General features: G+C 65.1%; 13 protein-coding genes. 3 read left to right on the top strand and 10 right to left on the bottom strand.

Annotated features, from left to right (window positions below; all coding sequences use genetic code 11):
• Positions 1–43 precede the first annotated feature (43 nt).
• Positions 44–1,216 carry a thiolase family protein gene (locus ACLGGT_RS11640; RefSeq protein WP_422002531.1) on the top strand — a complete coding sequence of 391 codons (1,173 nt, stop codon included), beginning with the start codon at positions 44–46 and terminating at the stop codon, positions 1,214–1,216.
• 6 nt (positions 1,217–1,222) lie between these two features.
• On the opposite strand, the gene ACLGGT_RS11645 is transcribed toward ACLGGT_RS11640, so the two are convergent.
• Complete coding sequence (locus ACLGGT_RS11645; protein WP_008279795.1) at positions 1,223–1,687, bottom strand: GNAT family N-acetyltransferase; 465 nt, start codon at positions 1,685–1,687, stop codon at positions 1,223–1,225.
• A 132-nt stretch (positions 1,688–1,819) separates the two neighbouring features.
• Here ACLGGT_RS11645 and ACLGGT_RS11650 point away from each other — a divergent pair, with 132 nt between their 5' ends.
• Entirely contained in the window at positions 1,820–2,275 is a 456-nt protein-coding gene (locus ACLGGT_RS11650) for a GAF domain-containing protein (protein ID WP_037297256.1), read from the top strand.
• A 285-nt stretch (positions 2,276–2,560) separates the two neighbouring features.
• Here ACLGGT_RS11650 and ACLGGT_RS11655 read toward each other — a convergent pair whose 3' ends face one another.
• The 6 genes from ACLGGT_RS11655 to ACLGGT_RS11680 form a co-directional block, all read right to left on the bottom strand.
• Positions 2,561–3,346, bottom strand: coding sequence for a carnitinyl-CoA dehydratase (locus tag ACLGGT_RS11655; protein ID WP_437196195.1), 786 nt, complete (start codon positions 3,344–3,346; stop codon positions 2,561–2,563).
• A complete protein-coding gene (locus ACLGGT_RS11660) occupies positions 3,343–5,391 on the bottom strand; it encodes an acetate--CoA ligase family protein (RefSeq protein ID WP_437196197.1) in 2,049 nt (682 codons plus the stop codon). Before ACLGGT_RS11660 ends, ACLGGT_RS11655 begins: the two co-directional genes overlap by 4 nt.
• 277 nt (positions 5,392–5,668) lie before the next feature.
• Positions 5,669–6,829 carry an acyl-CoA dehydrogenase family protein gene (locus ACLGGT_RS11665; protein WP_437196199.1) on the bottom strand — a complete coding sequence of 387 codons (1,161 nt, stop codon included), beginning with the start codon at positions 6,827–6,829 and terminating at the stop codon, positions 5,669–5,671.
• 1 nt (position 6,830) lies between these two features.
• Complete coding sequence (locus tag ACLGGT_RS11670; RefSeq protein WP_437196201.1) at positions 6,831–8,240, bottom strand: carnitine 3-dehydrogenase; 1,410 nt, start codon at positions 8,238–8,240, stop codon at positions 6,831–6,833.
• Positions 8,240–9,001, bottom strand: coding sequence for an SDR family oxidoreductase (locus tag ACLGGT_RS11675; protein ID WP_437196203.1), 762 nt, complete (start codon positions 8,999–9,001; stop codon positions 8,240–8,242). The genes ACLGGT_RS11670 and ACLGGT_RS11675 overlap by 1 nt, the downstream gene beginning before the upstream one ends.
• Positions 8,998–9,912: a 3-keto-5-aminohexanoate cleavage protein gene (locus ACLGGT_RS11680; protein ID WP_151978455.1), complete on the bottom strand. Its 915-nt coding sequence runs from the start codon at positions 9,910–9,912 to the stop codon at positions 8,998–9,000. Before ACLGGT_RS11680 ends, ACLGGT_RS11675 begins: the two co-directional genes overlap by 4 nt.
• Positions 9,913–9,990: 78 nt before the next feature.
• On the opposite strand from ACLGGT_RS11680, the gene ACLGGT_RS11685 reads away from it, so the two are divergent.
• Complete coding sequence (locus ACLGGT_RS11685; RefSeq protein ID WP_151978457.1) at positions 9,991–10,938, top strand: GlxA family transcriptional regulator; 948 nt, start codon at positions 9,991–9,993, stop codon at positions 10,936–10,938.
• Between the two features lie 6 nt (positions 10,939–10,944).
• Here the strand turns inward: ACLGGT_RS11685 and ACLGGT_RS11690 are convergent, their stop codons facing one another.
• Genes ACLGGT_RS11690 through ACLGGT_RS11700 form a run of 3 tightly spaced genes read right to left on the bottom strand, consistent with a single transcriptional unit; the run spans position 10,945 to position 12,387 of the window.
• Entirely contained in the window at positions 10,945–11,448 is a 504-nt protein-coding gene (locus ACLGGT_RS11690) for a periplasmic heavy metal sensor (RefSeq protein WP_008279805.1), read from the bottom strand.
• Positions 11,448–11,810 carry a hypothetical protein gene (locus ACLGGT_RS11695; protein WP_232279157.1) on the bottom strand — a complete coding sequence of 121 codons (363 nt, stop codon included), beginning with the start codon at positions 11,808–11,810 and terminating at the stop codon, positions 11,448–11,450. Before ACLGGT_RS11695 ends, ACLGGT_RS11690 begins: the two co-directional genes overlap by 1 nt.
• The gene (locus tag ACLGGT_RS11700) at positions 11,794–12,387 is read right to left on the bottom strand and encodes an RNA polymerase sigma factor (protein ID WP_437196206.1); all 594 of its coding nucleotides are present in this window, start codon (positions 12,385–12,387) and stop codon (positions 11,794–11,796) included. The genes ACLGGT_RS11695 and ACLGGT_RS11700 overlap by 17 nt, the downstream gene beginning before the upstream one ends.
• Position 12,388 lies beyond the last annotated feature (1 nt).

Below are 12,388 nucleotides of genomic sequence, written 5' to 3' on the forward strand. Positions count from 1 at the left end.
TTACCATTCGGTATGCAGGATCAGGATTTGCGAGGAGGCAAAGATGCAAGAGGTGGTGATTGCCGGGGCGTCGCGCACGCCCATGGGTGGATTTCAGGGCGATTTCGAGGGTGTGCCGGCGGCAGAACTGGGCGGCGCTGCGATTCGCGCGGCACTGCTGGATGCCGGGGCTGAGACCGTGGACGAGGTCTTGATGGGCTGTGTGCTGCCTGCGGGGCAGGGGCAGGCCCCGGCGCGGCAGGCCGGTTTTCTGGGGGGGCTTGGCGAAGAGGTGCCTGCCACCACGCTCAACAAGATGTGCGGGTCGGGGATGAAGGCGGCGATGATGGCCTTTGACCAGATTGCCTTGGGTCATGCCGAGGTGATGATCGCGGGCGGCATGGAATCGATGTCGGGCGCGCCCTATCTTTTGCCCAAGATGCGGGGCGGCGCGCGGCTGGGTCATGCGCAGGTGGTCGATCATATGTTCCTTGATGGGCTCGAGGATGCCTATGACAAGGGCCGCCTGATGGGCACCTTTGCCGAGGATTGCGCCGAAGTGTTTCAATTCACCCGTGAGGCGCAGGATGCCTATGCGCTGGCCTCGTTACAAGGTGCGCTTGACGCGCAAGCCTCGGGGGCGTTCGCGCGTGAGATTGCGCCGGTGACGGTGCGGGGGCGCAAGGGCGAGGTGGTGATCTCTGCGGATGAGCAACCCGCCAAGGCGCGGCCCGAGAAAATCCCGACGCTGAAACCCGCGTTTCGCGCGGAGGGCACGGTGACGGCGGCCAATTCCAGCTCGATCAGCGATGGTGCTGCGGCACTGGTGCTGGCGTCGCGCGCGGCGGCCGAGGCGCGGGGCCTACAGGTGCGCGCGCGGATCATGGGGCACGCGAGCCATGCGCAGGCCCCCGGCCTTTTTACCACCGCCCCGGTGCCTGCGGCGCGCAAGCTCTTGGACCGGCTGGGATGGAGCGTGGCGGATGTCGATCTCTGGGAGGTGAACGAGGCCTTTGCGGTGGTGCCGATGGCGTTCATGCACGAGATGGGCGTGGCGCGAGAGCGGCTTAACGTCAATGGTGGGGCCTGTGCGCTGGGTCATCCGATTGGGGCGTCCGGCGCGCGGATCATGGTGACGCTGCTCAATGCGTTGGAAACACGCGGGCTGCGCCGTGGTGTGGCCGCCATCTGCATCGGTGGCGGCGAAGGCACGGCGATTGCGATTGAGCGGGTCTGACGCCCCTCAGGCCGCCTCGAGATCGCGCCGCATGGTGGCCATGCCCCGGCGGCGCGACAGTTCTTCGTACCCCGCCTTGCGGTAGAGGTTGAGCGCGGGCGCGTTGTCGAGTTCGACCTTGAGGGTGATGGTCAGCGCCTTGAGTTGGCGGGCGGCCTCTTCGGCGAGGGACAAGAGCACCTCGCCGGTGCCGCCGCGCATGCGTTCTTCGACAAACACATAGGTGAGGTGGCGCACCTCGGGGCCGACGCCCACGCGCAGGGCGAAAAAGCCCACTTCTTGCCCGTTCTCATCACAGAGATAAAAGGTTTCGTCCTCAAGGTCGCCCACCCATTTCAGCGCCCATTCGCGTGCGTCAAACGGATGGCTGGCCTGTGGATTGACCAGCGCAAGATCATCCTTGTCGGTCAAAAGGCGTGCCAGAGGTTCAAGATCACGGGTCTGGTTGCGGTGCAGGGTCAGCCGGGACATCTGTCGTATTCCTTATAGTCCATGTCGTAATTTTATCGCGGGCGCGTCTCTGCCATGGGTGGACACAGGATGCAACCCAAAGGCTGCATGCAGGCTCTGGCCTTGGCGCTTGGGCCGTGGCATAGGGCTGTCATGCGTATTGATTATGACCATATCGCCCGCACCATCGCCGCGCTTACCGAAGGGGAGAGCGACGCCGTTGCGCTCATGGCTACGGTGGTGTGCGAGGTGCACCATGCGGATGATCGGTTCGACTGGACCGGGTTTTACCGTGTCACCGCGCCTGAGATGCTCAAGATCGGGCCTTATCAGGGCGGGCATGGCTGCCTGAGCATCCCGTTTTCGCGCGGGGTTTGCGGTGCGGCGGCGCGCACGGGCACGGTGCAATTGGTGCCGGATGTCGAGGCATTTCCGGATCATATCGCCTGTGCGAGTTCCACCCGCTCAGAGATTGTGCTGCCGGTGCGCGACGGGGCGGGGCGGCTGATTGCGGTGTTCGACATCGACAGCGATCAACCGGCGGCCTTTACCGAAGAGGATGCGGCGCGGCTGAGCGAGATTCTGGCGGCTGTGTTCGGACGGATTTGAGGGGCTGTGAGGAGGCAGGACGGGTTTTGGCCTGAAGCGGACATTGGCCCCAAGCGCTTACGCGCGGAATCAAGCCCGAAGGGCGCCGCGCGATCGCTGGGCCGTCCCGCGGCCTAGCGATTTTGAGATGTAGCGCATCTCTTTCAAGTCATACGGACTTTGCTTGCATTAAGTGGCAGTCACTGCCGTTGCATCGCTAGTCCCCGGCCCAGCGACCGCGCGGCTCATCGCACAGGTCCAATGTCCCCTGCAGGCCATTCCCCGCTCTGGCCAATCGAAACCTCGTCAGCGCCCTTTCCACACAGGATCGCGTTTTTCGGCAAAGGCGCGCGCGCCCTCTTTCTGATCGTCCGAGGCGTAGAGGGTATCCACAGTCTCGAACTGTCGCCGGGTGATGCGGTTCATCGCATCCTGAAAGCGCATGGCCTCGGCCTCGCGCACGATTTCCTTGATCGCGGCATAGACCAGCGGTGGTCCGGCGGCGATAGTCTGGGCCATGGCGCGCGCCTCGTCCATCAGCCGGTCGGCGGGGTGGATGTGGTTGACCAGCCCCCAGTGCGCGGCCTCTTTTGCATCGAACCAGCGGCCCGTGATCAAAAGCTCCATGGCGATGTGATAGGGGATACGCTTGGGCAGTTTGACACTGGCCGCATCGGCCACGGTGCCCGAGCGGATTTCGGGCAGGGCGAAGGTGGCGTGATCTGCGGCCAGAATGATATCTGCTGAGAGCGCCAGTTCCAGCCCGCCGCCACAGGCGATGCCATTGATCGCGGCAATCACCGGCTTGTTCAGCCCGCGCAATTCCTGCAATCCGCCAAAGCCGCCAACGCCATAATCGCTGTCGGGGGCCTCGCCCTCGGCGGCGGATTTGAGATCCCAGCCGGGGCAAAAGAATTTTCCGCCCGCGCCGGTCAGGATGGCAACGCGCAGCTCGGGATCGTCGCGGAAGTCGCGGAACACCTCACCCATGATCCGGCTGCTCGCGGCGTCTATGGCGTTGGCGCGTGGGCGATCCAATGTCACCTCAAGCACGGCCCCGTTGCGTTCGGTGCGAATGGGCGTGTCGGTCATGGTCTCTCTCCCTTGGTGATGAGCGCATCCACGGCGACCGCATCCGATGCGGTGCAGAGGAGCGGGTTGATTTCCACCTCTTCGAGGGTCGCGGCATGGGCGATCACATAGTCCTGAACGGCCATGACCGCCTTCAGAATGGCGGCGTGGTTGGCGGCGGGCTGGCCACGATAGCCGCCCAGCAGGGGTGCTGTGCGCAGGTGGCTGAGGGCTTGGGTGAGGTCGGCCTCTGTCACCGGCAAGAGCAGGCTGGTTGTATCGCGCAGGATTTCGGTCAGCGTGCCGCCTGCGCCCAAGGTCAGCACAAACCCATGCGCCGGGTCGCGCAGCACACCGATCAGCAGTTCCGCGATAGGGGCCGCGATCATCTCTTCGATGAGCCAGCTTTGGCAGGGCATGGCGCGGGCCTTGGCCTGAGCCTCGGCAAGGTCGTCCGCGTGGTGGACAAAGATCACGCCGCCTGCCTCGGTCTTATGCGCCAGACCCTCGGCCTTGATGACCAGCGGCAAAGCCATGTCGCTGAGGGTTGTGGTAAGCTCGGCGGGTGTTGCGGCACGGCGCGCCTGTGGGATGCGCAGCCCGTGGGCGGCGAGCGCCGCCTTGGCCTCGGCCTCGGTCAGGGTGCGGGGCTGCGTCGGCGTGCCGGGCAAGAGGAGCGGCAAAGGCGTGCTGCGCGCCTGTCCCAGCCACGCGGCGCGGGCGATGGCGGTGAGCCCATCATCCAGCCCGGCAAGCGGGATCAATCCGCTTGCAATGGCGCGCTCGGCCACGCTCTCTGACAGGCAATCGGGCAGGGTCGCGATGAGCGCGAGCGGTTTGCCCACCCGGCGCTGCGCCTCTGCGCCTGCCTCGAATATGCAGTCCCAAGCGGAGGGATCACAGCGGTCGGGGCGTGGAAAATCAGCGATCATCACGCCGATATCGGCAGGGCCATCAAGAGCGGCGGCAAAGGTGGCGGCCATGGCGGCCGCGTCACCCCAAATGAATGTGTGGTAATCCAAAGGGTTGGCCAGCGCCACCCGTGGCCCAAGTGCGGCGCGCAGGGCGCGGGATTGTGTTGGCGTGAGCGGTGGCAGGGTGAGGGCGTGATCAAGTGCGGTGTCGGCCATCAGGCTTGCCTCGCCGCCCGAGCAAGAGATCGAGACCACGGCATTGCCGGGCAGCGGGCCTGCAAAATGCAAGAGTTTCAGGGTCTCCAGCATCTGCGGCAGGGACGTGACCTGCGCAACTCCCAATCGCGCCAAGAGGGCCGCCGCCCCGGCCCCGCTCCCGGCCAAAGAGGCGGTGTGCGATTGCGTGGCGGCGCGCGCCTGATCAGAGCGCCCGGATTTCAGTGCGACGATGGGCTTGCCTGCCCGGCGCGCCGCCTGTGCCAGCGCCTCGAAGGCGCGCAGATCGCCCACCCCCTCGATATGCAGGCCAAGGGCGGTGACGCGGGGATCCTCTAACAGCGCGCGGCCAAGCGCCGACAGGCCCAGCTGTGCCTGATTGCCCACGGTCATCAGATAGGCAATGGGCAGGCCGCGCGCCTGCATGCTGAGATTGATCGCGATGTTCGAGCTTTGCGTGAGGATTGCCACGCCGCTCTTGCAGCGTTGCCCACCATGCTGATCGGGCCAGAGGAGCGCGCCATCGAGATAGTTGACGAAGCCATAGCAATTCGGGCCGATGATCGGCATGTCGCCCGCGGCGTGCAACAGGCGCGCCTGCATCTCAGCGCCGTCGCCCAGCTCGGCCTCGGCCTCGAGAAAACCTGCGGCAAAGCAGACAGCGCCGCCCGCGCCCATCTCCCGAAGCTGCGCGATTTTGGCAATGGTGGCGTCGCGGTTGACGCCGACAAAGACCGCATCGGGCACGCCGGGCAGGGCGGATAGCGCGGGATAGGCGCGCGCGCCGCCGATCTCTGCCTTGGTCGGATGCACCGGCCAGACCGGCCCGGCAAAGCCCATGGCCACAGATTGCCGGATAAGATTGGCGCACCATGTGCCGCCGCCGATCACGGCGATGGAGGCGGGGCGCAGCAGGCGAGAAAGGTCACGGGTCATCGTGTGGCACTTTGGACAAGAGAAGAGCAGGGGCGCTGCCCCTCTGGCCCTGCGGGCCATTCACCCCGAGGTATTTTGGGCCAGATGAAAGGGTTGGTTAACCATTTTGCGGCAGTTTGACAGGGCGGTACAGGCTGAGGAGCCGATGACCGCGCCAGGTGAAGCCCCCTGTCCGTAACGGGCAGGGGGTGCGCCTGTTTCATCTGGCCCAAAATACCTCGGGGGGTCCGGGGGGCGGCGCCCCCCGGCGTGTCGGCGCCGCAGGCGGCGATCCGTCTCATGCGCCGAGGGGCCGCAGCATTTCGCGGCTGATGATGTGGCGCTGAATCTCGGATGTGCCGTCCCAGATGCGTTCGACCCGTGCATCGCGCCAGAAGCGTTCGATGGGCAGGTCATCCATCAGCCCCATGCCGCCGTGGATTTGCAGCGTGGCATCGGTGACGCGGGCCAGCATTTCGGAGGCGTAGAGCTTGGCGCTGGCGATCTCGCGGTTGGCGGGCAGGCCCTGATCCAGACGCCACGCGGCGTTGAGGGTCAGAAGATCGGCCGCGTCGATTTCGGTGATCATATCGGCCAGCTGAAAGCTGACGCCTTGGAATTTGCCAATGGCCTGCCCGAATTGTTCCCGCTCTGCCGCGTAGCGCAGCGCGTGGTCAAAGCAGCGGCGTGCGCGCCCGACCGCCATCGTGGCCACGGTGATCCGGGTGGCGTAGAGCCATTCGTTCATCACGGCAAAGCCGCCATCCACCTCGCCCAGAACCTGGGCATCGGGCAGGCGGCAATCGTCGAATTCAAGCACCATGTTCTTGTAGCCGCGATGGCTGACGGATTTATAGCCGTCGCGGATTGTGAAGCCCGGCGTGCCGCGATCCACGAGGAAGGTGGTGATGCGTTTCTTGGGCCCCGTGTCGGTCTGATCCTCGCCGGTGGCGACAAAGACGATGACGAAATCGGCGTGATCCGCGCCCGAGATGAAATGTTTGGTGCCGTTGAGCACCCAGTCACCCCCGTCGCGTCGCGCGGCGCATTTCATGCCGCGCACGTCTGATCCGGCGCCCGGTTCGGTCATCGCGAGGGCATCCATCCTCTCGCCGCGCACCGCTGGCAAGAGGTAACGCTCGATCTGTTCGCCCGTGCAGGCCATCAGGATATTCTGCGGTCGCCCAAAGAAATGCGTGAGCGCCATGGAGCCGCGCCCGAGTTCGCGCTCGACAAGGGCAAACTCGAGATGGCTCAGCCCTGCGCCGCCGACGGCCTCGGGGAAATTGCAGGCGTAGAACCCAAGGTCGATGGTTTTTTGCTTGATGGCTTGGGCCACTTCGGGGGGCACTTCGCCGGTGCGCTCAACAAGGGGCTCATGGGGGTATATCTCATTCTCGACAAAGCGGCGCACCGCTCCGACAATCATTTCTTGCTCGTCGGTCAGTCCGAAATGCATCTCAGGCCTCCTTGTGCTGTTTGGCCAATGCCACGACCCGCGCCAGCACATCGGCGCGCGGATCGCAGGATTTGCGGGACTTGAGATCCACATGCAGCATGAACTGGTCCGAGGTGGCGAGGAGCGCGCCATCGCTCTCGCGTTTCATTTCGTGGAAGCAGCGGAGTTTCTTGCCCTCGCCTTGGGTGACGCGCGTCTCGACGCGGATATGCTCGCCGGCATGCGCCTCGGCCAGAAAGCTGATGGTGTTCTCGACGGTGAAATAGCTCAGCCCGCCAGCGATATAGGCTGTATCGGCCCCGACATGGGTCATCACCGCATCGGCGGCATCGCTGAAAAGCTGACCAAAGCGCCCCTCGTTCATATGGCCGTTGTAATCGGTCCAGTCAGCGGGAATGACGCGGCGGGCGCTGGTGATGGGGGGGGCGTCGGTGAGGGTGGTCTTGATCGTCTGCTGGTGTTGGTTGATCAGCCGCCCCGCTGCATTGCCCTGTTGGCGCAGCGCACGCAGCATGGCGACAAGGTTATTGTCGCGTTTGCGTTCGAGTTCGCGAATGCTGAGGTGGCCGGATTGCGCGTCGGACTGATCGGCGATCGTCTGGGCCAGTTCATCCGTCAGTTCCGGCACATCCATGAGTTTGGTCCAGGGCCACGACAGGCAAGGGCCGAACTGGTCGATGAAATGTTTCATGCCCGCCTCGCCGCCCGCGATGCGGTAGGTTTCAAAGAGGCCCATTTGCCCCCAGCGCAGGCCAAAGCCGTAGCGGATGGCGTTGTCGATTTCCTCGGTGGTGGCGATGCCGTCCTTGACGAGCCAGAGCGCCTCGCGCCACACCGCCTCGAGGAAGCGGTCGGCGATATGGGCGTCGATTTCCCGGCGCACATGCAGCGGGAAATGACCGAGCGAGGTGAGGATATCCTTGGCACGGGTGATGAGGGCGGGGGGATTTTTCTCGGTCGTGACCAGTTCGATGAGGGGCAAGAGATAGACCGGGTTGAACGGATGTGTGACGACGATCTGTTCGGGGCGCGCGGCACCGTCTTGCAATTCCGAGGGTTTGAAGCCTGAGGTGGAGGAGCCGATGATCGCCCCTGCGTCGCAATGCTCTTGCAGCGCTTGGAAGACCTTGTGTTTCAGGTCCAGCCGTTCGGGCACGCTTTCTTGTATCCAGTCCGCGCCCATGACGGTTTCGGATAGGGTTGTATGAAAGGTCAGGTGCCCCTCGGCGGGCAGGGCAACGTCATAAAGCATGGGCAGGGCGTGGCGGGCATTGGCCAGCACGGCGTCGATCTTGCGCGCGGCCTCGGGATCGGGGTCGAACACCCGCACATCCCAGCCATTGAGAAGGAAACGCGCGGCCCAGCCGCCGCCGATCACACCGCCGCCGATGATTGCTGCTGTTCTCGTCATTAAACCATGCTCTCCGTATGTCCGTCCACGGCCAGTATCTGGCCCGTTACCTTGCTTGCGGCGGGGGAGGCGAGGAACAGCGCCATATCCGCCAGATCATCCGCCGTGACCCATGTGCGCAGGCTGGTGCCCCGCGCATAGAGCGTGCGGACCTCATCCTCGGTCCGGCCCGAAGCGCGGGCCTCCATTTCCACCACACGCTCCATCCGCGGGCCTTCGACCGCGCCGGGGGCGATGGCGTTGACGCGCACACCGGCGGGGCCAAGCTCCATCGCCAGTGTCTTGGTCAGCCCCACCAGCCCCCATTTGGCGGCCACATAGGGGGTGCGATAGGGCACGCCGTGCAGGCCAGAGGTGGAGGTGGTGATCAGGATCAGCCCCGCGCCTTGCGCCCGCATCACCCGCGCCGCCCAGCGACAGGCGAGAAAGGTGCCAAAGAGATTGACGCCAACACAGGCCTGCCATGCGGCATAATCGAGATCCTCGATCCGGCCTGCGGGGCCGCCGGTGCCAGCATTAGCGCAGAGCACATCGGCCCCGCCCCATGTGGCCTCGACATGCCCCAGAAAGGCGGTCATCTGCGCCTCGTTGGTCACATCCGCCTGACGGGCGATCATCAAAGGGTGGTCCGCCTGCATAAGGGCCACCGCATCGCCATCGGCATCGCAAATCGCCACCCGGTCGCCGCGCGCGGCAAAGCGTTCGGCCAAGCGCTGCCCGATCCCCGACGCGCCGCCGGTGATCACGACGCGCTGGCTCATCCGCGCGGGGCCCGTTTGGTGAGGCGCAGTTTCTGGCGCACCTCGGCGGGGGTCATGAGGCGTGCGCCCAAGCCCTCGATGATGCCCTTTGCCTTTTCCACGAGTTGCGCATTGGTGGCCAAAACGCCACGGTCGAGCATGAGGTTATCCTCGAGCCCGACGCGCACATGCCCGCCTGCCAGCACAGAAGCCGCGACATAGGGCATTTGGTGGCGGCCCAGCGAAAAGGCGGAAAAAGTCCAAGTGTCTGGCACGTTGTTGACCATCGCCATGAAGGTGTTGAGATCATCCGGTGCGCCCCATGGCACGCCCATGCAAAGCTGCACCAGCGCATCGGGTTCCAGAATGCCATCCTTGACCAATTGCTTGGCATACCAAAGGTGGCCGGTGTCAAACGCCTCAATCTCGGGTTTTACGCCCAATTCGGTCATCATCCGGCCCATGGCCTGCAACATGCCGGGGGTGTTGGTCATCACATAATCGGCCTCGGCGAAATTCATCGTGCCGCAATCGAGCGTGCAAATCTCGGGCAGGCATTCGGCGACATGGGCGACACGTTCGGTTGCCCCTGCCATATCGGTGCCCTTGGGTGAGAGGGGCAGGGGGGATTCCACCCCGCCAAAGATCATGTCGCCGCCCATGCCCGCCGTCAGGTTCAGCACAACATCGGTGTCGCTGTCGCGGATGCGGTCGGTCAACTCGCGAAAGAGTTTGAGATCGCGCGAGGGAGCGCCGGTTTCGGGGTCGCGCACATGGCAATGCACCACGGCGGCCCCCGCCTTGGCGGCGGCAATGGCGCTTTCGGCGATGTCTTTGGGCGAGCGGGGGACATGCGGGCTTTTGTCTTGGGTGGCGCCCGATCCGGTGACGGCACAGGTAATGAAAACCTCGCGGTTCATGGTGAGCGGCATGGCATCCTCCGGTTTGTGTGTTTGGGCCAGCCTAGCGTGCTGGTATGGCTTTTGATTTTGCCGTATCAGACAATAATCATGCTGGAATGGACAAAATCACCAAACGCCCCGGTGCGTATCGCGCTGTTGCTCTTTGACAGGTTTTCAAACCTGTGCCTTGCCAATTGTCTGGAGCCGCTGCGCGCCGCAAATACGCTGGGGCCGCGCCGTGGCTTTGACTGGCAGATCCTGACGTTGGACGGCGCGCCTGCGCGCTCGTCCAGTGGGATCGAGGTGCTGGCGCATGGCGGGTTGGGGGCGCTGACGGCCTGCGATTACCTTTTTGTGCTGGCAAGTTATGATCACGACCGGCACGACACTGCCGCCGCGCGTCGCGCGTTGCAAGCGGCGGCGCGGCGGGCGGGGGTGACGGTGGGGCTGGATAGCGGGCCGTGGCTTTTGGCCTCGGCGGGGCTATTGGATGGGCGGCGGGCGACGGTGCATTGGGATTTGCTGGATGCCTTTACCGAGCGGTTTCTGACGGTCACGCCAGAGCGCGCGCGGGTGCTGCGCGATGGCACGCGGATGACCTGTGCGGGGGCGATGTCGGCGCTTGATCTGACGCTGGGGCTGATCAGCGATCACTTGGGCATGGCGGTGCGGCTGGATGTCGAGGCGCTGTTTCTTCATGGCGATCCGCCAGTGACCCCGACACGCGAGGATGTGGCCGTGGGCGATCCGCTGGTGCGCCGGGCGTTGGGATTGATGCGCGATCATGTCGAGCGGCCCTTGTCGCTGAGCGATCTGGCACGGCGGTTATCGTGCCAGCCGCGCACGCTGGATCGACGGTTTCGGGCGGGCCTTGGGGCACCGCCGGGGGCGGTGTACCGGCATCTGCGCTTGGCGGCGGCGCGCAAGCTGGTCGAGAACACGCGGCTGGGTATGGCGGAGATTGCGCTGCGCTCGGGCTACGAATCGCCTGCGGCGCTGACCCGCGCGCTGCGGCGGCAGTATGGCACCACGCCGCGTGCTTTGCGGCACGGCTGAGCGCTGTCAGTCTTTTCGATGTTTTTCGCGTTTGGCGCGGTATTCGGCGATCTGCGCCTCGAGCCGGTCGGCATAGGCGGCGCGGTCGGCGTCGGACATGGCGGCGAGATGTGTCAAAAGCACCTCCTGTCCCATCTCAAAGCGCGCGGCGAACCCATCGCGCTGGGTGCGCATCTGGGCCGCGACCCGGTCAGCGTTAAACGGCACGGCGCGCAGGTCGATCACAAGCGCGTCGAAACTCTCGCCGATGTTTGGGCCGTTGTTCGTGCGGCTGCGCCATGCGTCCCGCATCGCGCGGCCTATGGCGCGGCGGTCGGCATCCGAGAGAGCGCGCGTGAGCGGCCCACCGGCCATATCGAGCCGCGAGGGGTGATGACCGGCGTGATCGCCGCCATGGCGCAGCGCCCAGCCCGCTGCCAACCCCGCCACCGCAAGGTTCAGCGCCAGAGAGGCCACCAAAAGCGCCCGCACCCAAGGCTTGGTCCGGCCAGTGCCCTGCTGCTCTGTCATCAGAAATCTCCTGCCAGTTCAAACACCGCTTCGGGTGTGATATCGACCAGATAGGCCGCCTCGTTGCTGCCAGATAGCCCCTCGGGCAGGGTGGTGCCGATCCAGACGCCCGCCACAACGGCCGTTGTCAGCCCGGCCATAGCGGGCCAACCGCCCAAGAGGCGATAGAGCTGTTCCAAAAGACCAGAGCGCGGCGCGGCGCGGGCGGCCTCAGTCCGGCGGGTGATCCAGACCTGTTCGGCCTCGGCATCGCTGAGCACGCGCGCCAGCAACTCTGCCGACGGTGCGGGCGGATGGGCGCGGGCGGCGTCAAAAAACGCGCCAAGCCCGCCAATATCCTGATCCTTATCGCTCATCGACATATCCCAACTCCTCTTGTCGCCCCGCCAGAAGCGCGCTGAGTGCGCGCTTGCCGCGTGAGGTCAGACTTTCGACCGCCTCGACGGTCACGTCCATGATTTCGGCAATCTCGGGGTTCGCCAACCCGTCGATATGGCGCAGCACCACCGCTTGGCGTTGCCGTTCGGGCAACTGATCGAGCGCGGATTGCAGCGCGTCGGCGCGGGCGCGGTCCTGCATCCGTTCGGCGGCGCTGGCCTGTTCATCCTCGGGCTCTGGTATCGCATCAAGCGGCAGATTGCCGCCGCGCGCCCGTCTGCGCCGGTCGATGCAAAGATTGGCCACCACGCGGTAAAGCCAAGTGCTGACCTTGGCCTCGCCGGGTCGCCAATCGGGGGCCTGACGCCAGAGCCGCAAGAGCGCCTCTTGCGCTACATCCTCGGCCTCGGTGCGGTTGCCCAAGAGGCGGTAGGCATGCGCCATGACGCGCGGTGTCAGGCGCAGCGTGAGGAGGCGCGCGGCCATGGCGTCACCGTCCGCGAACCGCGCCAAAAGCGCGTCATCGGGCAGATCCTCCATGGCGTCGAATGGCATGCGCATC

The organism is Roseovarius sp. MS2 (assembly GCF_051447875.1).
GTDB lineage: Bacteria > Pseudomonadota > Alphaproteobacteria > Rhodobacterales > Rhodobacteraceae > Roseovarius > Roseovarius mucosus_A.